This is a genomic window from Chryseobacterium sp. JV274 (genome assembly GCF_903969135.1).
GTDB lineage: Bacteria > Bacteroidota > Bacteroidia > Flavobacteriales > Weeksellaceae > Chryseobacterium.
Window position 1 is genome coordinate 352585 of sequence record NZ_LR824569.1, and the last position, 22165, is coordinate 374749.

A 22165-nucleotide genomic window follows, 5' to 3' on the forward strand; every position below is an offset into this window, starting at 1 on the left:
AATGGTTTTATTGAGTTTTGATATTGAAGAATTTGATATGCCATTAGAATATAAGGGTGAAATTCCCTTTGAAAAGCAGATTTCAATTTCACAGACAGGATTAGAGAGAATACTTGACATCCTTAAAAAACATAATGCCAAAGCTACTTTCTTTTCCACAGTAGTTTTTGCAGAAAACAGCAGACACCTTATTGAAAGGTTATTAAATGAAGGCCATGAACTGGCTTCTCACACATGGTTTCATTCAGAATTTGAAAACAAACACCTGAAGGAATCAAGAGAAAAACTGGAAGAACTATTTTCCACAAAGGTGACAGGATTAAGAATGCCGAGAATGATGCCTGTAGATGAAAAAGAAGTAGAAAGAGCAGGGTATTCATACAATTCATCCATCAACCCTACGTTTTTGCCGGGAAGATATAATAATTTAAAAGTATCCAGAACCTATTTTAAGAAAGGAAATGTTACCCAGGTTCCGGCCTCTGTATCACCAAACTTCAGAATTCCTTTGTTTTGGCTGAGTTTTCACAACTTTCCGTTATCTTTCTATAAAAAGCTGGCTTCAGATACCTTGAAAAAGGACCATTATCTTAATATTTATTTCCATCCATGGGAATTTGAGGAAATCAAAGATGAAGCTTTTAAACTTCCTGGATTTACTGTAAAAAACTCAGGAAAAGATATGGTAGAAAGATTTGATTCGTTTGTAGGCTGGCTAAAACAAAAAGGACATACATTCGGTACATTCCAGGAATTCCAAAAACAGATACAACGATGAAGATTGCCTTTGATGCAAAACGGTTTTTCCACAATACCTCAGGTCTGGGAAATTACTCAAGAGATCTTGTAAGAATTCTCTCCGAATACAAACCGGATAACGAATATCTGTTACTCAACAAAAATAAATCGGAGAGAGGGAAAGGTATTCTGGAACGCCCTAATGTTCAATTTATTGAAACCTCAAAAGGGAACTTTTCACGTCAGTTGAAAATGGGTAAAGATGCCCAAAAACAAGAAGCTGATATTTTCCATGGATTATCTGGCGAACTTCCTTTAAAATGGGATTCAAGACCTATTAAAAAGGTCGTTACCATTCATGATCTGATCTTTGTAAGATATCCGCAGTATTATTCTTTTTTTGACAGGAAAATCCATTTCTGGAAATTTAAAAAAGCGGCTGATATGGCTGATAAAATCATCGCTATTTCAGAACAGACCAAAAGAGATATTATTCAGTATTTAAAAGTTCCTGAGACAAAGATTGAAGTTATTTATCAGGGATGTCATCATGCTTTTAAAGAACAGCAGTCTCCGGAACTGATGCAGGTTGTAAAAGAAAAATTTAAGCTTCCGGAAAGGTTTATACTTAATGTTGGAACCATCGAAGAGCGCAAAAATCTTTTGAATGTTGTAAAAGCAGTCAACGGTACGGAAATTCCTCTTGTAGTTGTGGGACGAAAGACCAAATATTATCAGAAAATAGAACGTTTCCTGAAAAAAAACAAAATGGAAAAGCAAGTGCTCTTCCTTGAAGGAGTTTCTATGGACGAGCTGGCTTGTCTTTATAAACTGGCAGATATTTTTGTCTATCCGAGTTTCTTTGAAGGCTTTGGAATCCCTGTGATTGAGGCGCTTTTTTCTAAAACTGTTGTCGTTACCAGCAATACCAGTTGTCTGCCGGAAGCCGGAGGAAAAGACTCTGTGTATGTGAATCCGGATAATGATCTTGATATCATGGCTAAACTAAAATTTCTCTGGGAAAATGAATCCGAGAGAAAACGCCGTGAGGAAAAGGGTTTCGAGTTTGTTCAGAAGTTTAATGACGAACCCATTGCAAAAGAGCTGATGAATTTTTATCAAAAAATTATCTGAAAAAACTTTGCATTTTAAAAATAAATCCTACATTTGCATCATAATTCAATACAATGAAACCAGTATTTTTAGCATTACATCATTACTATCATCATCTCTGTTAGGCGGAATTGATTGATATAAGTTTGTGCTAAAATCAAAAAATAATTAAAACCGTCTGAGTAAATAGACGGTTTTTTTGTTTCCTGAATTCTCCTCAGAAATTTCAATAGATCAGTTTTTATTTACTCGGACCCCAAAAAAGGCAAAATGAGTAAATTAAAAATTGCAATCCAAAAAAGCGGCCGGCTTTACGAAGAATCTCTACAGCTTCTCAAAGACTGCGGAATCTTTGTCAACAATGGTAAAGACCAACTCAAAGTTTCAGTAGATAACTTTCCGATGGAAATCATGTATCTTCGGAATTCAGACATCCCGCAATATCTGGAAGATGGAGTGGTAGATGTTGCTATTCTTGGCGAAAATCTTCTGATTGAAAAAGGTAAAAATATCACCACAATCCAGAAACTTGGATTTTCAAAATGCCGTGTTTCACTGGCTGTTCCCAAAGAAGTAGAGACCGACGAAATCTCTTATTTTCAGGGTAAAAAAATTGCTACCTCTTATCCTAATACTCTCAAAAGCTTTTTAGAAAAAAAAGGAATTGTATCAGACATTCACGTTATTTCAGGTTCTGTGGAAATTGCCCCTAATATTGGTCTGGCAGATGGAATATGTGATATTGTAAGCTCCGGAAGTACCTTATTTAAAAACGGATTAAGAGAAACCGTTACTTTGCTGAAATCGGAGGCTGTTTTGGCTCAAACGCCTCAGTTGTCAACTGAAAAAGAAGCCATTCTTGAAAAATTCGTATTCAGAATTGAAGCCGTTTTAAAAGCAAAAAATTCAAAATACATTCTGATGAATGTTCCCAACGAAAAAATCCAGAAAGTCGCTGAAGTTCTTCCCGTATTAAAGAGTCCTACAGTCATTCCATTGGCAGAAGAAGGCTGGAGCAGTATTCATTCTGTTATTGATGAAGAGCGCTTCTGGGAAGTGATTGATGAACTGAAAGACAATGGAGCCCAGGATATTTTAATCATCCCGATTGATAAAATGGTTATTTAGAAAAATGATAATGGTGAACGTTGGTTAACGCAAGGGAGCAATGAAAATGAATTTGATACTGCTTTAAGGCGCAAAGATTTTATCTGCGATAAAATTGAATGCTGTTGTAAGTCACAAAGCCATACTCGCATATTTGCTGAAAATTTTAGATTTCCTAGCGCCTTAAAAAAGTATAAGAATTAAAAACTTTGCGCTTTGTATTTTTAAAAAGCATTTAAAACCCTATAAATTAACAACCTAACAGTTAAAAAAGGCATTTAAATTTAAAATAATACAATGAAAATATACAGATATCCTACAAAAAAAACCTGGAAAGATTTAGTAAAACGTCCTGTTCTTGAACAGAAAGAAATTTCGGGTTTGATCACAGAGATTTTTGCAGAAGTTGAAGCGAACGGAGATAAAGCTTTAATAGAATTCAACAGAAAGTTTGATAAAGCAGAAACGGTAACTATTAAAGTATCTGATGCAGAAATTCAGGATGCTGAAAAACAGATAAGTGATGAATTGAAACAGGCAATTCAGCAGGCAAAAGAAAATATTTCCAGATTTCACGCTTCTCAAAAACAGGATATTCAAAAAATAGAGACGACAAAAGGGGTGATTTGCTGGCGCGAAAACCGCGCTGTAGAGAAAGTAGGGATTTATATTCCCGGAGGAACTGCTCCTTTATTTTCTACAGTACTGATGCTGGCGGTGCCTGCAAACCTGGCGGGTTGTAAAGAAATCATTCTGTGTACACCACCGGATAAAAACGGAAATATTAATCCTGCGATTCTGTATGCAGCAAAGCTTTGCGGAATTTCAAAAATCTTTAAAACAGGCGGCGCTCAGGCTGTAGCAGCTATGACTTTAGGTACAGAGAGTATTCCTGCGGTGTATAAAATTTTCGGTCCGGGAAATCAGTTTGTTGTAGCTGCCAAAGAATATGCTCAGCGTTACGGAGTCGCCATCGATATGCCTGCAGGTCCGAGTGAAGTTCTTATCATAGCTGATGAGCAGGCTGTTCCTGAGTTTTGTGCAGCCGATCTTCTTTCACAGGCAGAACACGGAAGTGATAGCCAGGTTGTTTTTATTACTACAGACCTTAAAGTGTTTAAAGAGACGATAGAGGCTGTTGAACAGCAAATCAAAGACTTACCCAGAAATGAATTTGCAGGTCAGGCTTTAGAAAACAGCTCTTTTATTGTAGTGAATTCGTTGGAAGAAGCCCTTGAATTCAGTAATCTTTATGCTCCGGAACACCTTATTCTTGCCATTGATGATTTTGAAAAATATATTCCGGAGGTTCAGAATGCAGGTTCCGTTTTCCTTGGTAACTATTCTTGTGAAAGTGCAGGAGATTATGCCAGCGGAACCAATCACACGCTTCCTACCAATGCTTATGCAAAAAATTACAGTGGCGTATCGCTGGATAGCTTTGTAAAGAAAATAACATTTCAGCAGCTTTCAAAAGAAGGTCTTCAGAATCTAGGAAAAACAATAGAACTCATGGCAGAAGCAGAAGGCCTGTTTGCCCACAAAAATGCAGTATCCATAAGATTAAAATAATAAACGTTGGAAAACGCAAAATAATACTCATGCCTTTGCTGAAAATCTTAGATTTTCTTACGTCTAAAAAAAATGTATGAATAAAAAACTTTGCGCCTTTGTGTTTACCCAAAAAAGAATTGAACCATTAAGAAAATAAAGACTTTAAGTAAAGTTAAGATTCAAATACATTTGAATTCAGCTTACTGCTTAATAAAGATCTGAAGATATTTTCTTCACTATTCTTAATAACTCAATTCATCTTAATGGTTTAAAATTAATTTCAAAAAATGAAAAGCAATACAATGAAAAATAATAGTATCAAAACTTTAGTAAGAGAAAATATATTACAATTACAGCCCTACATTAGTTTCAGGGATCACAATGAATTTAATGCTCCTGTTATGCTGGATGCCAATGAAAGTCCTTTCGGAGAATGCAACCGTTACCCGGATTCTACCCAGAAAAAGCTTAAAAGCAGGCTTGCGGTACTTAAAAATGTTTCTCCCTCACAGATTGCCATAGGAAACGGAAGCGATGAGCTGATAGACCTTATCATTAAAATTTTCTGTGAGCCTAAAAAAGATGCCATTCTGATGATGAATCCTTCTTTTGCAATGTATGGTTTCTATGCAACAATTAATGAAAATAAGGTCTTGAAACTAGATTTGGATGAAAATTTTGAAATCGTAAAAGACAATTTCTTAAAGACGGCCGCAGATCCTTCATTGAAGATTTTCTTTTTATGCTCGCCCAATAACCCTACCGGAAACAGTATTGATGATATTGAATTTTATCTTCAGAATTTCAACGGAATTGTTGTGGTAGATGAAGCTTATATAGAATTTTCTGAGAAAAAGTCAAGTTTGGAGCTTTTGAATAAATACCCCAATCTGATTGTTTTGCAAACTTTTTCTAAAGCGTGGGGAATTGCTGGAGCGAGAGTAGGAATGGCTTATTCATCCGAAGAAATTACCAGTCTGATCAATACGGTTAAAGCACCTTATAACGTAAATATATTGAGCCAGGAACTCATTTTAAATACACTGGATCAGGAAAACAGACTTCAGGAAAATGTAAACCGTATTTTGGAAGAAAGAGCATGGCTGAAGCAACAGTTTGAAGGAATTACGTGTATTTCTAAAGTATTTTCAACGGATGCCAATTTCTTCCTGATTAAAATGGAAAATGTAGACAATGTGTATGGAAAAATGCTTGAAGAAGAGATTTTAACCAGCAGAAGAGATCCTGCCATTCCGGGATGTATCAGAATCAATGTAGGAAATCGTGCAGAAAATGAAAAATTAATTAATCTTTTAAAAGGAATATAGAATAGCTTGTTAAAATATAAACCATTAAGGAAAAATAAGATGATAAGAAAACTTAAGTTTTATCAAAGATAAATACATATAGCTGAATGAATAGCTTCAGCTATATACTTAATAATCCTTAATCACTTAAAAAAGCTTAATGGTTAAAAATAATTTATAAAAACATATGAAAAAAGTACTCTTTATAGACCGCGACGGAACGCTGATTGTTGAACCACCCACAGATTTTCAGGTAGATTCTCTGGAAAAGCTTGAGTTTTATCCGGGAGTTTTTCAAAATCTTTCAAAAATTGTTAATGAGCTGGATTATGAATTGGTGATGGTAACTAATCAGGATGGGCTGGGAACGGGCAGTTTTCCCGAAGAAGATTTCATAAAACCTCATGAAAAAATGATACAGGCATTTGAAAACGAAGGGATTATTTTTAGTGATATTTTAATAGATAAAAGCTTTGAATATGAAAATCTTCCTACCAGAAAACCAGGAATCGGAATGCTGGGAAAATACATGTATGGCAACTATGATCTGGAAAATTCGTATGTAATTGGTGATAGAGCTACGGATATACAACTTGCTAAAAATATGAAGTCTAAAGCTATTTATCTTAATCAAAACTTTAATAATGAAGCTGAACTGTCTACAACAAAATGGTCTGAGATTTATAAGTTCTTAAAATCAGGAATGAGGAAGGCTGAAGTCTCCCGTAAAACCAATGAAACAGATATTAAAATTGAAGTTAATCTTGATGGAAACGGACGTTCAGATATTTCAACAGGGCTTCACTTTTTTGATCATATGTTGGACCAGATTGCGAGACACGGGAATATGGATCTTACGGTTAAAGTAAACGGAGATCTTGCCGTAGATGAGCACCACACGATAGAAGATACAGGAATTGTGCTGGGAGAAGCTGTTTTAAAAGCTTTAGGAAAGAAAAAAGGGATCGAACGATATGGTTTCCTGCTTCCAATGGATGACTGTCTTTCTCAGGTGGCTATTGATTTCGGCGGCAGACCCTGGTTAGTATGGGATGCTCCGTTTAAAAGAGAAAAGATTGGGGATATGCCTACCGAAATGTTTTTTCACTTCTTTAAATCCTTTACAGATGCTTCAAAATGCAACCTGAATATCAAAGCGGAAGGAGACAATGAGCACCACAAAATTGAATCTATCTTTAAAGCCTTTGCAAAAGCCGTTAAAATGGCAGTGAATCAATCAGATACTAATTACAGCCTGCCTTCTACAAAAGGAAGTTTATAAATATGATAGCCATAATAAAATACAACGGCGGAAATGTAAACTCTGTTCAGAATGCCCTCAACAGACTCAATATTGACTCTGTGATTACTGATGACCCTGAAAGGATTTTAAAAGCTGATAAAGTAATCTTTCCCGGAGTTGGAGAAGCTTCCTCAACAATGAAGCTGTTGAAAGAAAGAGAACTTGATCTCCTGATTCCGAGCCTTACACAGCCTGTTTTAGGAATATGTTTAGGAATGCAGCTGATGTGCAAAGAGAATGAAGAAGGAAATACGGAAGGGATGGGGATCTTTGATATCAATGTCAGAAAATTTCCAGCAAAAGATATTGTTCCGCATATGGGCTGGAATACAGTTTCAGGGCAGACCTCACCACTGTTTTCTGGAATTGAAAAGAGCAGTGATGTTTATTTTGTTCACAGCTATTATTGTGAGCTTTCAGACTTTACAACATCTGTTTGTGATTATATCCTGCCATTCAGTGCATCATTACAGAAAGATAATTTCTATGCGGTGCAGTTTCACCCTGAAAAATCGGGAATTATAGGAAATCAGATAGTTAAGAACTTTATAAATTTATAATGATGAAAATAATTCCGGCTATTGATATTATTGACGGGAAATGTGTCCGTTTATCAAAAGGAGATTACAACACAAAGAAAATATACAATGAAGATCCTGTAGAAGTGGCAAAAGAATTTGAGAGTTTTGGTATTCAGTTTCTTCATTTGGTGGATCTTGACGGGGCGAAATCAAAGCATATTGTCAATCAAAAGGTTCTGGAAAATATTGCTAATTCTACTTCGCTGCATATCGACTTTGGAGGTGGCTTAAAAACCCAGGAGGATATTGAAACAGCCTTTAATTCCGGAGCAAAACAGATCACTTTAGGAAGTATTGCAGTTCAGAACCCGGAATTCTGTTTTGAAATGTTACAAAAGTATGGTACTGAGAAAGTTATTCTTGGAGCTGACTGTGAAAACAGAAAGATTAAAACTTCAGGCTGGCTGGAAGAAAGTGACAATGACATCATTGATTTTATTCTTCAGTATCAGGAAAAAGGAATACAGACCACCATATGTACTGATATCGCAAAAGATGGTATGCTGGAAGGTCCTTCAACTGGACTTTATATTGAGATTTTATATAAAACTTCAGTTCAGTTGGTGGCAAGCGGAGGGATTTCAGGGATTGCTGATGTCTATAAAATGAAAGATATCGGCTGTGCAGGGACAATCATCGGAAAAGCAATTTACGAGGGAAAAATAAGCTTACAACAACTTCAAAACTTTATTGAAAATGCTTAAGAAAAGAATTATTCCATGTCTTGATATAAAAGACGGAGCTACGGTGAAAGGAGTCAATTTTGAAGGTCTTAAAAATGCAGGAGATCCGGTAGTTCTCGCTAAAAAGTATGAGCAGGAAGGCGCTGATGAACTTGTCTTCCTTGATATTACCGCTACTATTGAGGATAGAAAAACATTTATAGAGCTGGTAAAAGAAATTGCAAAAGAACTTAGTATTCCTTTTACGGTAGGAGGTGGAATTTCATCTATAGAAGATGTTAGGAGGCTTTTGGAAGCCGGTGCAGACAAGATCAGCATCAATTCTTCGGCTGTAAAAAACCCCATGCTTATTTCCGATCTGGCCAAAGAATTCGGAAGCCAGTGCGTTGTGGTAGCGATTGATACAAGACAGGTTGGTGATAAAGACCTGGTTCATATCAAAGGAGGAAGGGAAGCAACCGAACTTCTTACGGTAGAATGGGCAAAAGAAGCAGAACGTCTGGGAGCAGGAGAAATTCTGCTGACTTCGATGGATGGAGATGGCACAAAAAACGGTTTTGACCTTCGTATTACAAAGTTGGTTTCAGAAAATATCAGTATTCCGGTCATTGCTTCCGGAGGTGCTGGCACTGCAAATGATTTTGTTCAAGTATTTAATGAAACAAAGGCTACAGGAGGCCTGGCAGCCAGTATTTTCCATTTTAATGAAATAGGGATTCCGGATTTGAAACAACAATTAAAAACTCAAAAAATTGAAGTACGATGAAAATAGATTTTAATAAAGATAATGGCCTTGTTCCTGTAGTTATCCAGGATAACAGAACTTTACAGGTACTGATGCTGGGTTACATGAATGAAGTGGCTTTTGAAAAAACGAAAAAAGAAGGCATTGTTACTTTTTTCAGCCGTTCCAAAAACAGACTCTGGACAAAAGGTGAAGAATCGGGTAATTTTTTAACGGTAAAAAGCATTGATATAGACTGTGATCAGGATACCCTATTAATTAAAGTTGTTCCTAAAAATGTGGTCTGTCATACAGGAAGTTTCAGCTGTTTCGGAGAAAAGAATACTAAGGGATTTTTATATGAACTGGAAGAGAAAATATCTCAGAGAATAGATAACAAAACAGAAGATTCTTATACTTATTCATTATACCAGAGAGGAATCAATAAAATGGCTCAAAAAGTAGGAGAGGAAGCTGTAGAATTGGTGATAGAAGCAAAAGATAATAACGAAGATCTTTTTAAAAATGAAGCTGCAGATCTGCTGTATCACTTTTTGATTTTATTGAAAGCAAAAGGATTTACATTGGAAGAAATAGAGGAGATTCTTCAGGACAGGAATAAATAAGACCTTTGAAAATAATGTTTTTTAATTAAAAAAAATAAACCAATCTCTTAACTCATGACTCCTTTACAAAAAGCTAAAGATTTGATGGATAGTGGACAATACATGCCCTCACTTACTATTTTAAATACATTAAATGGTTTATCCTCAAAGTCTGAAAGCTACAGGTTGTTATTCATGGCAAATTGCTGGTATCATTTGGAAGAATATGATTGGGCAATTGATATCGCTGATAAATTGTTGCAAAATGATGAACATAATGAACTGGCTTCTCAAATAAAATATCTGTCTTTTTGTAAATTGAAAGATTATGATAGGGCTTTTGATGAGATAATAGAGTTCTTATCAAATAATGATGCAGAGCTTTATAAAGTAACTCTGGAAGAATTATTAACAGATATCAAAGAGGGGTTTATTAATGATAAAGAGATAATTTCTAAAATTAAAGAATTAGCATTACAAAATAACTGTTTAAAGTAAGGTAAGACCTGAATAATGGTTTTCATAAAAACAGCAGGAGAGTTCCTCCTGCTGTTTTCTTTACTATCAATATGGAGATATTTTATCTTTCAATCATAATATTCTTCACAAGAGTTTCTTCACCTATTTTCAAAACTCCAATATACACTCCGTTCTGAAGCCCTGAAACATTAATTTTCTTTTCATTATTTACTTTAAGCATTGTTCTTCCTATAGAATTGCTGAGTTCAAAGCTGAAATTGCTTTCTTTAGCATCCGGTAATTCAATATTGAGAATATTACTGGCTGGGTTAGGGTAGATTTTTACAGCTTCCAATGAGTTTTTAGAAGCGGGTTTGCTCATGGTAGTAGTTGCCGTTGCAAAATGCTGTAATGCCCCTACAGTTGCTTTTCCAATCTTATATACATAGACAGGATCCATGTTGGTGAAGGTGTCTTTAGAGCTGTGAGGATAGCTGCTTCTTATCCTTTCAAAAAATCCGGTAATCACTTCACCTTTCTGTTCAAAAGGAATATAATCCGTATCAGCAGCCGGATCTACCGCTGTAAGAAGAGGAGAGTAGAGTGCTGTACAGTTTCTCAACTGTTGAGTGACTACTGCAGAAGCTGCATTGTTGCTGGAAACTCCTCCCTGGTCTTCGTCACAATATACGGTTGTGTTATTATTTCCTTTCACACCTCCTACCTGATCAAGATTGAAGACAAGTTTGATATCCAATTTACGTACACCTCCCTGATATACCACATTATTCACATAATGGCTGCTTCCTTTTAATCCCTGCTCTTCACCAGAAAAATGGATGAACTTTATAGAATATTCAGTAGGCACATTTCTCAGAATTCTTGCGGCTTCAAGAATAATAGATGTTCCGCTGCCGTTATCATTCACTCCCGGGCCGTAGATGGTATCGAAATGCCCGCAGATAATGACATATTTGTTAGGATAAAGCGTTCCTGTTTTGGTAATGATTAAGTTTTTTGAGCTGGTACTTCCAAAAGTAAAAGGACTTTCTTCTATCTGACTGGCAGTATAGCCGTACGAAATATACTTGTTTTTGATCCAATTCAGTGTATTGGTGTTTGCTGCTGAGCCTGTAGTTTTTACACCTAAATTACTAAACTCCTGAAGATTTGTAGTGATATTGGCTTGGGTGACCATATCCGCTCTGTCTTTATAAGCCTGGATAAAACTTTGAGCCCCGATACTCTGCATCATCAATGCAGTGCATAATACTGTGGTAAATTTTTTCATATATAATATTATTTTGGTAACACTAATGTAGTAAATAAATCACAATGAAGTGTTTAATGTTTTAAGATAAAATGAAATTTTTATTATGCTGTCAATATATTTCGCATTGAAAGATGTATGAATGTTGTAAATTCTTTAATATTGGTGATTGACAGAAAAAGAAAAACCTCTGAACAGTTTCAAAGGTTTTATAATTTAATGATATTGAATTGCGAACTATTTTTCGATCATTACTTTTCTTACTACAGTCTGATCTCCGACTTTTAAAATTCCAAGATAAGCACCATTCTCCAATCCGGAAGCATTGATTTTTGTTTCATTGGTTCTCTTGAAAATAGATCTTCCCTGGAAATCAGTAATCTCAAAAGTGAAATTCTTGATTCCGAAATCGGGAAGCTCAATATTGATGACATCCTTTACTGGATTTGGGTAGATTTTTACAGTTTCCAATGTGTTTTTTGCGACAGCTTCATGCGTTCCCAATGTTCCTGTAGCAACTGCGAAATGCTGAAGTGCTCCCACAGCTGCTTTTCCTATATTATAAATGTATACGGGATCTGTATTGGCAAAAGTATCATTTACCGTATGCGGATATGTACTTCTGATCCTTTCAAAGAACCCTGTGATCACTTCGCCTTTCTGTTCAAAAGGGATATAATCCGTGTCTTCTGCCGGATCTACAGCGGTCAGAAGAGGAGAATAGAGTGCTGTACAGTTTCTCAGTTCCTGGGTCACCACTGCAGAAGCCGCATTATTGGATGGAAGTCCTCCCTGATCTTCATCACAGTAAACGGTATTGTTATTATTTCCCATTACACCGCCCACCTGATCAAGGTTAAAGACCAGTTTTATATCTAAAACACGGTTACCGCCTTGATACGCTACTGTATTGGCATAGTGGCTGCTTCCCAGAAGCCCTTGTTCTTCTCCGGAAAAATGAATGAATTTTATAGAATATTCCGTTGGTATATCTTTCAGAATTCTGGCTGCTTCAAGGATAATAGAAGTTCCGCTTCCGTTATCATTAACTCCCAAACCGGTAATGCTGTCGAAATGCCCGCAAATGATAACATATTTATTAGGATATACTGTTCCTGTCTTTGTAATCACCAGATTTTTAGAATTATAACTTCCTGCAGTAAAAGGATCTTCTGCGATCTGACTGGCTGTATATCCATAGGAAAGATATTTTGTTTTAAGCCACTCAAGAGCGTTATTGTTTGCTGTTGTGCCTGTTTTTTTGACCCCTAAATTAGCGAACTCCTGAAGGTAAGTCGTAATATTGGTCTGAGTTACCATATTCGCTCTGTCCTGATAAGCCTGAATGAAACTTTGAGCTCCAAGACTTTGCAAGGCGATGGAAGCCAGTAAAAAAGTAGCGATTTTCTTCATTTTTATGATTGTAATACATGAAATACTGATAAAATTAACCTTCATCTGTATTTTAAACTTGACATTATTTATTAATGATTATTTTCTTTGTTGTATTTCCCTTATCAGTCTTGATGGTAAATGTATAAACTCCGTTTTTAAGACCTGAAGTATTTATTTTTTCCTGATTTTCAAGGGTTAAAATAGTGTTTCCGGCCATGTCGTTTACTTCAATTTTGAATTGTTTTACTTTTTGCTGAAACTCTACGGTTACAAGATCTTTCGCAGGATTAGGATAAATTCTGATTTCTTCTGCTGATTTCTGTACCGCAGCTTCATGGGTGTTTAAAAGATTATTCGATGTTGTGGCAACGGCAAAATGCTGTAGTGCTCCCACAGCTGCTTTTCCGACATTGAAGACATACACAGGGTCAATATTGGCATAGGTGTCACTTACCGTATGCTCATTATTACTTAGGATCGTTTCATAAAATCCGGTAATCGTATATCCTTTAGCTTCAAAAGGCATATAATCTGAGCTGTAAGCATAAGAAAGATTCGTCTGAAGAGGAGAGTAAAGGGTAGTACATGTCATCAATTCCTGTGTTATGGTATTAGATGCAGCGTTATTGGAAGATATTCCTCCGGTATCTCTTTCACAAGTGATGGTATTGTTATTATTTCCTATAAGGCCTCCTACCTGGTCAATATTTAAAACAAGTTTTATATCCAGAACCTTTGTACCTCCTTGGTAAGCTACATTGTTTACATAATGATTACTTCCCACCAAGCCTTGCTCTTCCCCGGAAAAATGAATAAACTTAATAGAATACTCTGTAGGGATATCTTTCAGAATTCTTGCTGCTTCAAGAATAATAGAAGTTCCGCTGCCATTATCACTTACGCCAGGTCCTACGATGGTGTCGTAATGCCCGCAGATAATGACATATTTGTTGGGATATAAAGTTCCGGTTTTAGTGATAATCAGGTTTTTTGACGGATTGCCTCCGTGGGTGAAAGCATCTTCAGAAAAGTCATTGGCTGTATATCCATAAGACAGATATTTGTTTTTAAGCCAGTCTAGCGCATTATTATTAGCTGTTGTTCCCGTCTTTTTTATTCCAAACCCGGCAAATTCCTGAAGGTTGGTATTGATATTGGCTTGCGTGACCATATCAGCCCGGTTTTTATAAGCCTGAATAAAACTCTGTGCACCAATATTTTGCACTGCAATGGAAGTCAGCAAAAAAACTACAGCTTTTTTCATTTTGATACTTTATTTTAAGAATTGTAAATATAGCAATAAATCATTATTTATTATCAATAATTAAGTCTTATTCTCTGTAATTGTTTGTTTTTTTAACAATAATATATCTTTTTATATTGTTTATTGTTATGCTAGATTGGTATTCATTAAATGAATTGTATTTATTTATATTTTTCTGTTATTTCAAATATTTATGTTAAAAATTTTATCAATTCATTATCCAACTAGGTAAATGTTACTAATGATATATCAAATAGCCCTGAAATCTGAAAGATCTGAAACTGGATTTCACCCTGAAAACACACGAAAAGGAAAGATATAAAAACAAAAAAATCCCGGGAAAACCCGGGACTTTATATTGATAACAAAATCTATTCTACATTATTTTACTTGATCTACAACAGCTTTGAAAGCTTCAGGGTGATTCATTGCTAAATCTGCTAAAACTTTTCTGTTAAGTTCGATGTTGTTCTTTTTAAGAGCTCCCATAAATTGAGAGTAAGACATTCCGTGCTCTCTAGTTCCCGCGTTGATACGAGTGATCCAAAGTGCTCTGAAGTTTCTCTTTTTCTCTTTTCTACCACGGTAAGCATATTGCATTGCTTTTTCTACCGCGTTTTTAGCTACAGTCCAAACGTTCTTTCTTCTACCGAAAAAACCTTTAGCTTGCTTAAAAATTTTCTTTCTGCGAGCTCTTGAAGCTACGGCATTTACTGATCTTGGCATAATTTAAATTGTTTTTTTGAAAAGGGCGGCAACTGATGTTACTCTTATTTGCACCGTTTCAGGGTTAAAATGTTGAATTTGTTTTGAATTCTTATAAACCGAATATAGATTTATAAAAACTACTTAATTGCTAATTGACGTTGTACGCTTTTCTCGTCCACTTTAGCTACGTAAGAAGTAGTAGTAAGATTTCTCTTCTGCTTAGTTTCTTTCTTAGTTAAGATGTGGCTTTTGTAAGCGTTTTTTCTTTTGATCTTACCAGAACCGGTAAGAGCAAAACGTTTCTTAGCACCTGATTTCGTTTTTAATTTTGGCATTGTTCTGCTTTTTTATTGTTTTTGTTATCAATATCTGTTTTGGTTACTCCTAAAGACATTAGGAATAATAGTGTGCAAAATTACGAAAAAAAAGTGACACATGAAAGTAATTTTTAATGCATACGAATGGGGTTGTCTTTTCTATAGCCTCTTACGGTCAGTTATTCTTATATACTATGATTTGAAAAGGGCCAAAAGATCTCTGTTAATGGTTTAGCTTCCTTAAAATATAGCTGATAATCGGGATTGCAGTGTTTTTCCATTCTCCCTAATTTTAATCTCTTAATTACAAAATATGTTATCATCTGCAGACTTACACCTGGAAAGAGCATTGTTTCTTGCTGTTTTGATCGTGTTTTTCGGAACAGGATTTTTATGTACGCTCACCACTTTTATATTTAATTCTATAAGAAAGGAAAATAAAAGCGGACGGTATTATATGCTCTTATTTCTCATCTCCGGAACTATTGGAGTTGCTTTAGCTGCATTTTATTTTTGTATGATATTGTTATAAAAGCTGTAATTCAGGTGTTTTAAGGAGTTTTCTAAAAAGGCGCAAATGATTAAAAAACCACTGGTATCAGGGATGTTTTTTTATAATCCCTATTTTTATCTTTGATTCAAAAGTTTACTAAAGATAAAACGGTTAAAAATTCATGGTTTTGATGATAGCTGTTGACAGTCTTTCCCTTAGATAAACATTAATTTATAACTTTTATAGCTTTCTTTTTCACACCCAATTAAAAGATAAATTCTTATTTCGAACAAACACTAAAAAAGTATGGGTAAAAACACTAGCCAAATAAAATTGAGTGAAGGAGAAGCTGTAAAAGTAATAGCTGATCCCGTCCGGATTGTTGTTTTATTCGACAAAATAAAATTATTTTGCAGAAGAAACCGATGTTCAGAAGCAAAACGCTTAGTGAATATGTATAAAACTATGGAATAGCCTCATGAATAAGACTCTTACTTTTATATTGTTGAGTATCATATTGGCACTGTTCACCAGCTGCAAGAATCCCGAGAGAAAAAAAATGAATTTTCCGAATGAGTTGAAAAATACCCATTGGATTGTTGATAGTGGAGGACTTATTGCTCCGGGTGGTGATAAAATTTATAAACTGTCAAAGAGAATAGATTCTACATTAATTCTTAATTTTTATGCTGTAAACTTTTTAGATGAAGAAAAATTTGAAAGTTATGACAGTTGGGAATGTGGAAATGATTGCTTTACAGAAGTATATGGCAGATATTATTTTACGCAGGCCGATCAAATAGAAATGGAAGTTGACAGTATCCGCAAGACAGGAACCTGTGAAGCTCCTACAAAGACTTTCAAACCGGCAAAAGACATGGCCTTTGATATTGTGAAAAAAGGAAAGCAGTTACAACTCATAAGAAAATAGAAATGAACGACTTAATAAAAATTTTTCCGGAATATGAAGACGTATTTTATGATGATATTGAAAATCATAAGAAATATTTTCTGCCGATTTGTTCAATTAATCTAAAACTTATAGATCCTCAGGATGATACGTGGCTGCACATGGTATCGGTAAAAGAACTTTTTGACGGACAAATTGGTTCTTCTACATCCCAATACCACACCCGGTTTACAAAAGCAGATATGGTTGGTTTTGATGTCATTGATGGCAAATATAAATTTGACGCAGACTGGAATTATTTTACTTTTTCCAAAGAAATTGATCTGGCAAATTATAGCGATCAGTATTCAGAGGATGAAATTGAATATAATATGAATAGTGCCATGTATTCATTATTAAAAGAATACTTCAATAAAAATGGAAAGCTCTATGACCGGGATTTTAATCGGCCGGGATTGGAGGTAGAAGATATAAGAAGGCTAGAGCGGCTTCGTAAATTGACAGTGCAGGATCTGGAAACAGATGAGCCTAATGAATATTTACATGAAAGAATTCAGGCAAAAACAGGAGGGATCTTTGATGAAATCAATACAAGTCAACTTCCTTTTGAATTATGTAACTATTCTGGATGTAACCTCTTGGAGAAACCTTATAAAACCGATAATATATTGATGGACTATATTGCGTGCCTGGAGGGATACGATTTTCAAAAAACAGCAGCAGACCAATTGTATTTATTTCATGACAAAGAGCTGCAAAAAGCAGTGATTTGTTTCGAATATACTTAATAACAAGCTCTTTGGAAGACAGTTTTACAAATTACTGTTATTTAATTTCAATAAAATTATTGTAATCAGGAATGTTTTAATGCTTTCCGACGGGATAAAATTTAACAAATGGCACACCGGATTTATTTATACAATTACGATCAAAAATCAAATCAGACATTCGATACCTATCTGGGCGAGTGGAACTATGAAATTCCATTATTGCTGTATCCTCTGCTGGCAGAAGATATCAGAGTGGAAGGTGTTGAATTTTTCTCTGATAAATACCAGGGAATTGTTCAGTTACGCTACTTTTTCAATCTGCTGGCCGATACTTATCAGCTGCATTACAAAAAAGCTTACTACGAACCTGTCAACAAAATGTTTGAGTTCCTGGAGGCCTTGCCTTACGACTCTTTCGTATTGAATGCAACGGATGTTTTCAATATGAACGAAGAAAAACATAGGGTACAGGCAAAGGAATGGCTGGTGGAAATTCAGCAGAAAAGTAAGCTGTATAAAAAGGCTGTGGAAGCTCAGAATCTTTCGTTGTTGGATTCCTTATTCTCGCAGACAGGGTATTCTTCATTTCTCGAAATTTTACAAACCGACTGGATTAATTACGGGTTGGGATATTTTGAGGAACTTGCTTATAAAAAAGCCGCATCTTCTATATATGAAGAAGGCGGAAAATTTGGACTGAAGGATGCAAAAGGAGGTATTTTAGCTCCTGCTGTTTATGATGAGATTTTTGAAGCAGACTATAATTACAGTATATCTGTGATTCAAAAAGATACTTTATTCGGTTACCTGCAAAGTGATGGAAAAGAATGGATTCCTCCCATATATGAAGATGCTTTTGATGTATTCGATTTTATGCAGGAACCTTTAGGTGAAGTAAAAGTGAATGGAAAATCAGGTATTTTAAAAATCTATTCAAACACATGGATGATTCCTCCCGATTATGATGCTGTTGAAAGAGTAGCCTATGGATTCTTAGGCGTAGAAAAAGGTGGGGAATTTGGGATTTACAACGATGAAAATGGACTGATTATTCCTGTTGAAAGCGAAAGTCCTTATGAATATGATTATTTCCCTGAGCTATTTTTCACCAAACAAAAAGGAACCGGCAAACGTAGATATTATACAAGGGAAGGGAACTATCTGGGTGATTTTCTGGAAGGAAGTATCTTAAAAACAAGTACCTGTTTCTGGATTAAACCGAATAAATTTGACAAGAAAGGAAAATTAATAGATGAAAAAGGCAGTCTTATCATAGACGAAGCGGATCAACTGATTTTAATAGATAATTTTGAAACTCTCGCTGTTCGTAAAGATAAAAACTGGAAGATTTATCACGCCTTAAAACATCAGTTTCTGTTAGAAAATGAATCTATTATTAAAGTAAAAGCAGAATCAAATGTCGGGTATAAAACGAATGTCTTTATCCTTGAAACCCAAGTCGGATCAGGACTTTTTGATGCAGACAATGAACGTTGGTTAATCGCTCCCCAGTCAGAAATTAAACAGATCCATTATGTGGAAAATGGATTTTTATCGGTCCAAAAAAATGAAGGTTGTCAGTTATTTGATTTTGAGAATGGTCTGTCAACCGAATTGTACGACTATATTTCCAATCCTTTGAATTACAGAACAGAAGAAGGTCTTTTGTTTCTATATCAGGGTGAAAATATGTTTAGAATGAATGAAGATAAAAGCATCCATCGGGTAGAGGCTTCCGGATATGGTGCTATTTATTTGGATCGGTATTCATTCCGGGGGAAAGATTTAGAATACTTTATTTCCTTTTATAAACGTTGGAAGAGCCAGGCAGGTAAAAACTCCGAACAATTCATGGAGGTTGGAATCATTAAAAAAATGGCTTTTGACGCAAAAGAAAATCAAAATTACCACGAAGCGCTTCGTTTGTTTGAGTTATCTGCTCAGAAAGACGACTTGGATAGCTTGGTGGAAATAGGGATATTACTCACTGATCCTGAGATTGAATCATTGTTTGATCTACAAAAAGGAATTATATATTACGAAAAAGCAGCACAAAAAAATCATCCTGTAGCCTGGAACAATATTGGGGCTTTGTATCACAACGGAACAGGATATTCTTTTAATATCAAAAAGGCGATTCAGGCTTATGGGAAAAGCGCTGATCTGGGTGACGGAATGGCGCTTGCCAATTTAGGTGACCTGTATTATTTTGGAGAACATGTACTACAGGATTATGATAAAGCTTTGGATTTTTATCAGAAAGCAGAGAAAAAATACTATTATAATTACGATAAAATCTCAGAAATCTATTATCAGTTAAGAGATTATAAAAACCTTTTGGTGTATTTAAAGAAAGACTATGATCAGTCTTATTCAGGTATTTATTATGGTATTATCTACGAACTCGGAATGGGAGTAAAAGCAGATTTGAAGAAAGCCATCAAGTATTTTGAACAAGCCAATGCTTATAGTGCCTACGAATATGCAGCTCAACGTTTGGTGTATTACTATGGTGAAGATCCGACTTTTAAAAATGAAAAGAAATTTCAGAAATGGAGATCTTTTGCTGAAAAGCATGGTTTCAAGATAGATTAGCAGTGATTTACCTATATTTACGTTCTTTAATGGAATGAATTTTAATAGAGATAAGGGTTTGATGTACAGGTTATTATTTATATTTATTGTATGTGTTTGTCCGTTTTTTGCTCAGGCGCAGGATGTTTTAAGTAAATTAGAAAAGGAATACAGCCATGCATCAAACAATACAGCAGAACAGCTCAATCTGGCTCCCAAATACGCGACTGCCTTATTTTTTCATAACCTTAAACCGAAGTCTTATCAGGTTTTAGAAACCAATATTTCCATTGCATCAAAACAGGCAGATGGAAAGTATGCCACGATTTTATACGCTGTACAAGCCATGAACTATCGGTTGGATAATAAAACAGCAGAGTCTTCAAAAAGTCTTGACATGGCAAAGGTCTATAGCTTAAAAACCAATAGTAACGAGGCTAAAGGCTATTTTAATTACGCAAAAGGCTGGATTCTGACCCGTAATAACAAAACAACTGATGCTGTTGCGGCTTATCTGAAAGCGATCGACTATTACGAAAACTCACCAACAACCTCCACGCTGTACGGGAGATTTGGCAACGTAGCGAAAGAATTGTCCACTATTTATTCCAACCTCAATGAATATCAGCTGGAAGAGAAATATAGTAAGCAGTTTCTGTTCCTCGCATCCAAACAAAATGATCCCAATCTTATCTTCGATGCCTATATGCGAATGGGGTATGTGTATGAACAAAAATACATTCAAAATCAATCAAATACGGAGCTGAGAAATAAAACAGAGCAGTATTATCTGCAGGCTATTGCGACTTTCAACAAAAATAAAGACAGAATGCTCAACAGAAGCAGTCTTTCTTATGCAGCCATCAATTTAGCCAATTTATATACCGAGTTTGACAGTGATAAGGCGATGCAATACGCTCAGCTGGCCAATAAAGTGAGCCTGGAAACCGGTGATGCCATTCATATCGCTTCTTCATTTGGGATTCTGGCAGAACTGGCGCTGCAGAATAAGAATTATAATTTAGCCAAATCTTATTTTCTAAAAGCCTCCATGGAAATTGGGAAAAGTCCGGTCCGAGATCATAATATTGAATTGTCTATTCTTGAATCTTTATCCAGAATTAGTGAAGAGCAGGGGAATTACAAAGAAGCGCTGACTTATTATAAAAGTTATGTAGATAAATACAAAAGCGTTTACGATCAGGAAAAACTGGATATTACCAAAAGATTAGAATCACAGTTTGATAAAGAACGACAGGAACAGAAATATATCAAGTTGCAGCTGGAAAGTGACAAGAAAGCACAGGAAATTAAGTTGATTAACATTTTGCGTGCACAGCGCGAACAGGTCTACAACAACTTAAAGCTGGTGGAAGAAAACCAGCGTGAGCGATTGAAATTTTCAGAACTTGAATCGGAAAAAAAAGAACAGCAGCTTCGTTTAGCAAAACTGGAAACCCGGCAGAAGAATAATGATATTAACAACTTTAAAAAGCTCTTGGCATTCAAAGAGAAGATCAATACGTACTACATTTTCTTTATTATCTTTTTCATTGTTCTGATTCTCTTATTGCTTTATGCCTATAAACAGCGTGCTAAGTCTATGAAACAAAGAGACGAATTGCATGCCCTGGCCATGGAAAAAGAGAAACAAAATTCCAAAATTTCCACACTTACTGCATTGCTTGAAGGGCAGGAGCAGGAGCGTGGCCGTCTTGCCCGTGATCTTCATGACGGATTGGGAGGATTGCTCTCAGGAACTAAGCATCAGTTGTCTTATTTAAACCCTCATCAATCCGAAAATATAGAAGAAGGAATTTCAAAATCAATTGATCAGATTGATGGAGCTGTAGAAGAGTTAAGAAGGGTAGCACATAATTTAATGCCCGATTTATTAACGAAATACGGTTTGGAGGTAGCCATTCAGGAGTTTGCTTCCCGTATCTCCAATAGTGCATTGGAGATCCATACTGAATTTATTAACTACAGTAATTCCATATCACAGGAAAAGCAGCTGATTATCTACAGAATCATTCAGGAATTGGTGAATAACGCGATAAAACATGCCGATACTTCAGAAATTATTGTTCAGGTGAGCGAAGAAGAAAATCTGTTAAACCTTACGGTAGAAGATAATGGTAAAGGTTTCGATCATACCAACCTGGACGTTAGAAAAACAGCAGGGTTTCACAATATAGAATTAAGAGTCCAATTTTTAAAAGGAACAATGAATATCACCTCCGAATTGAATATTGGTACCAGTATAGAACTTCAAATTCCTATTTATTAA

Annotated in this window: 20 protein-coding genes; 15 read left to right on the plus strand and 5 right to left on the minus strand. The window is 35.5% G+C overall.

Annotated features, from left to right (window positions below; translation table 11 throughout):
• Position 1 precedes the first annotated feature (1 nt).
• The 11 genes from CHRYMOREF3P_RS01640 (at position 2) to CHRYMOREF3P_RS01690 (ending at position 10213) form a co-directional block, all read left to right on the plus strand.
• Entirely contained in the window at positions 2-778 is a 777-nt protein-coding gene (locus tag CHRYMOREF3P_RS01640; protein ID WP_180563689.1) for a polysaccharide deacetylase family protein, read from the plus strand.
• Positions 775-1872: a glycosyltransferase family 4 protein gene (locus CHRYMOREF3P_RS01645; protein ID WP_180563690.1), complete on the plus strand. Its 1098-nt coding sequence runs from the start codon at positions 775-777 to the stop codon at positions 1870-1872. The genes CHRYMOREF3P_RS01640 and CHRYMOREF3P_RS01645 overlap by 4 nt, the downstream gene beginning before the upstream one ends.
• Before the next feature lie 249 nt (positions 1873-2121).
• Positions 2122-2979: an ATP phosphoribosyltransferase gene (gene hisG / locus CHRYMOREF3P_RS01650; RefSeq protein WP_180563691.1), complete on the plus strand. Its 858-nt coding sequence runs from the start codon at positions 2122-2124 to the stop codon at positions 2977-2979.
• Between the two features lie 276 nt (positions 2980-3255).
• Positions 3256-4530, plus strand: a complete 1275-nt coding sequence (gene hisD / locus CHRYMOREF3P_RS01655) for a histidinol dehydrogenase (RefSeq protein WP_180563692.1) — start codon at positions 3256-3258, stop codon at positions 4528-4530.
• A 284-nt stretch (positions 4531-4814) separates the two neighbouring features.
• Positions 4815-5840, plus strand: a complete 1026-nt coding sequence (gene hisC, locus CHRYMOREF3P_RS01660) for a histidinol-phosphate transaminase (protein ID WP_180563693.1) — start codon at positions 4815-4817, stop codon at positions 5838-5840.
• A gap of 166 nt (positions 5841-6006) precedes the next feature.
• Positions 6007-7101, plus strand: coding sequence for a bifunctional histidinol-phosphatase/imidazoleglycerol-phosphate dehydratase HisB (gene hisB, locus CHRYMOREF3P_RS01665; protein ID WP_180563694.1), 1095 nt, complete (start codon positions 6007-6009; stop codon positions 7099-7101).
• Positions 7102-7103: 2 nt separating this feature from the next.
• Positions 7104-7682, plus strand: a complete 579-nt coding sequence (hisH, locus tag CHRYMOREF3P_RS01670) for an imidazole glycerol phosphate synthase subunit HisH (protein ID WP_077417585.1) — start codon at positions 7104-7106, stop codon at positions 7680-7682.
• 2 nt (positions 7683-7684) lie between these two features.
• Entirely contained in the window at positions 7685-8407 is a 723-nt protein-coding gene (hisA, locus tag CHRYMOREF3P_RS01675) for a 1-(5-phosphoribosyl)-5-[(5-phosphoribosylamino)methylideneamino]imidazole-4-carboxamide isomerase (RefSeq protein ID WP_180565729.1), read from the plus strand.
• On the plus strand, positions 8400-9152 hold the full coding sequence (gene hisF, locus CHRYMOREF3P_RS01680; RefSeq protein ID WP_180563695.1) for an imidazole glycerol phosphate synthase subunit HisF: 753 nt from the start codon (positions 8400-8402) through the stop codon (positions 9150-9152). The genes hisA and hisF overlap by 8 nt, the downstream gene beginning before the upstream one ends.
• The gene (gene hisIE, locus CHRYMOREF3P_RS01685) at positions 9149-9736 is read left to right on the plus strand and encodes a bifunctional phosphoribosyl-AMP cyclohydrolase/phosphoribosyl-ATP diphosphatase HisIE (RefSeq protein ID WP_077417579.1); all 588 of its coding nucleotides are present in this window, start codon (positions 9149-9151) and stop codon (positions 9734-9736) included. Before hisF ends, hisIE begins: the two co-directional genes overlap by 4 nt.
• Before the next feature lie 54 nt (positions 9737-9790).
• Positions 9791-10213, plus strand: a complete 423-nt coding sequence (locus tag CHRYMOREF3P_RS01690; RefSeq protein ID WP_077417576.1) for a hypothetical protein — start codon at positions 9791-9793, stop codon at positions 10211-10213.
• An 82-nt stretch (positions 10214-10295) separates the two neighbouring features.
• Here CHRYMOREF3P_RS01690 and CHRYMOREF3P_RS01695 read toward each other — a convergent pair whose 3' ends face one another.
• The 5 genes from CHRYMOREF3P_RS01695 to rpmI all read right to left on the minus strand — a co-directional run bounded on the left by CHRYMOREF3P_RS01695 (position 10296) and on the right by rpmI (position 15146).
• Positions 10296-11465 (minus strand): M28 family peptidase, encoded by a 1170-nt coding sequence (locus tag CHRYMOREF3P_RS01695; protein WP_180563696.1) that lies wholly within the window; start codon positions 11463-11465, stop codon positions 10296-10298.
• 216 nt (positions 11466-11681) lie between these two features.
• A complete protein-coding gene (locus CHRYMOREF3P_RS01700) occupies positions 11682-12857 on the minus strand; it encodes a M28 family peptidase (RefSeq protein ID WP_180563697.1) in 1176 nt (391 codons plus the stop codon).
• 64 nt (positions 12858-12921) lie between these two features.
• Positions 12922-14103 (minus strand): M28 family peptidase, encoded by a 1182-nt coding sequence (locus CHRYMOREF3P_RS01705; protein WP_180563698.1) that lies wholly within the window; start codon positions 14101-14103, stop codon positions 12922-12924.
• Positions 14104-14484: 381 nt separating this feature from the next.
• The gene (gene rplT / locus CHRYMOREF3P_RS01710; RefSeq protein WP_034694451.1) at positions 14485-14829 is read right to left on the minus strand and encodes a 50S ribosomal protein L20; all 345 of its coding nucleotides are present in this window, start codon (positions 14827-14829) and stop codon (positions 14485-14487) included.
• 119 nt (positions 14830-14948) lie between these two features.
• Positions 14949-15146, minus strand: coding sequence for a 50S ribosomal protein L35 (gene rpmI / locus CHRYMOREF3P_RS01715; RefSeq protein ID WP_002979658.1), 198 nt, complete (start codon positions 15144-15146; stop codon positions 14949-14951).
• Positions 15147-16180: 1034 nt separating this feature from the next.
• Here rpmI and CHRYMOREF3P_RS01720 point away from each other — a divergent pair.
• From CHRYMOREF3P_RS01720 to CHRYMOREF3P_RS01735, 4 genes are all read left to right on the plus strand, one after another.
• Positions 16181-16552 (plus strand): hypothetical protein, encoded by a 372-nt coding sequence (locus tag CHRYMOREF3P_RS01720; RefSeq protein ID WP_228408857.1) that lies wholly within the window; start codon positions 16181-16183, stop codon positions 16550-16552.
• Positions 16553-16554: 2 nt separating this feature from the next.
• Positions 16555-17319: a hypothetical protein gene (locus CHRYMOREF3P_RS01725; RefSeq protein ID WP_180563699.1), complete on the plus strand. Its 765-nt coding sequence runs from the start codon at positions 16555-16557 to the stop codon at positions 17317-17319.
• Positions 17320-17427: 108 nt separating this feature from the next.
• The gene (locus CHRYMOREF3P_RS01730; protein WP_180563700.1) at positions 17428-19896 is read left to right on the plus strand and encodes a tetratricopeptide repeat protein; all 2469 of its coding nucleotides are present in this window, start codon (positions 17428-17430) and stop codon (positions 19894-19896) included.
• A gap of 34 nt (positions 19897-19930) precedes the next feature.
• Positions 19931-22165, plus strand: a complete 2235-nt coding sequence (locus CHRYMOREF3P_RS01735) for a sensor histidine kinase (protein WP_232538941.1) — start codon at positions 19931-19933, stop codon at positions 22163-22165.

Bases quoted from the DNA above. Each gene is read 5' to 3' on its own strand.
- CHRYMOREF3P_RS01640 (WP_180563689.1), top strand. From the start codon at position 2: ATGGTTTTATTGAGTTTTGATATTGAAGAATTTGATATGCCATTAGAA.
- CHRYMOREF3P_RS01645 (WP_180563690.1), top strand. From the start codon at position 775: ATGAAGATTGCCTTTGATGCAAAACGGTTTTTCCACAATACCTCAGGT.
- hisG (WP_180563691.1), top strand. From the start codon at position 2,122: ATGAGTAAATTAAAAATTGCAATCCAAAAAAGCGGCCGGCTTTACGAA.
- hisD (WP_180563692.1), top strand. From the start codon at position 3,256: ATGAAAATATACAGATATCCTACAAAAAAAACCTGGAAAGATTTAGTA.
- hisC (WP_180563693.1), top strand. From the start codon at position 4,815: ATGAAAAATAATAGTATCAAAACTTTAGTAAGAGAAAATATATTACAA.
- hisB (WP_180563694.1), top strand. From the start codon at position 6,007: ATGAAAAAAGTACTCTTTATAGACCGCGACGGAACGCTGATTGTTGAA.
- hisH (WP_077417585.1), top strand. From the start codon at position 7,104: ATGATAGCCATAATAAAATACAACGGCGGAAATGTAAACTCTGTTCAG.
- hisA (WP_180565729.1), top strand. From the start codon at position 7,685: ATGAAAATAATTCCGGCTATTGATATTATTGACGGGAAATGTGTCCGT.
- hisF (WP_180563695.1), top strand. From the start codon at position 8,400: ATGCTTAAGAAAAGAATTATTCCATGTCTTGATATAAAAGACGGAGCT.
- hisIE (WP_077417579.1), top strand. From the start codon at position 9,149: ATGAAAATAGATTTTAATAAAGATAATGGCCTTGTTCCTGTAGTTATC.
- CHRYMOREF3P_RS01690 (WP_077417576.1), top strand. From the start codon at position 9,791: ATGACTCCTTTACAAAAAGCTAAAGATTTGATGGATAGTGGACAATAC.
- CHRYMOREF3P_RS01695 (WP_180563696.1), bottom strand. From the start codon at position 11,465: ATGAAAAAATTTACCACAGTATTATGCACTGCATTGATGATGCAGAGT.
- CHRYMOREF3P_RS01700 (WP_180563697.1), bottom strand. From the start codon at position 12,857: ATGAAGAAAATCGCTACTTTTTTACTGGCTTCCATCGCCTTGCAAAGT.
- CHRYMOREF3P_RS01705 (WP_180563698.1), bottom strand. From the start codon at position 14,103: ATGAAAAAAGCTGTAGTTTTTTTGCTGACTTCCATTGCAGTGCAAAAT.
- rplT (WP_034694451.1), bottom strand. From the start codon at position 14,829: ATGCCAAGATCAGTAAATGCCGTAGCTTCAAGAGCTCGCAGAAAGAAA.
- rpmI (WP_002979658.1), bottom strand. From the start codon at position 15,146: ATGCCAAAATTAAAAACGAAATCAGGTGCTAAGAAACGTTTTGCTCTT.
- CHRYMOREF3P_RS01720 (WP_228408857.1), top strand. From the start codon at position 16,181: ATGAATTTTCCGAATGAGTTGAAAAATACCCATTGGATTGTTGATAGT.
- CHRYMOREF3P_RS01725 (WP_180563699.1), top strand. From the start codon at position 16,555: ATGAACGACTTAATAAAAATTTTTCCGGAATATGAAGACGTATTTTAT.
- CHRYMOREF3P_RS01730 (WP_180563700.1), top strand. From the start codon at position 17,428: ATGGCACACCGGATTTATTTATACAATTACGATCAAAAATCAAATCAG.
- CHRYMOREF3P_RS01735 (WP_232538941.1), top strand. From the start codon at position 19,931: ATGAATTTTAATAGAGATAAGGGTTTGATGTACAGGTTATTATTTATA.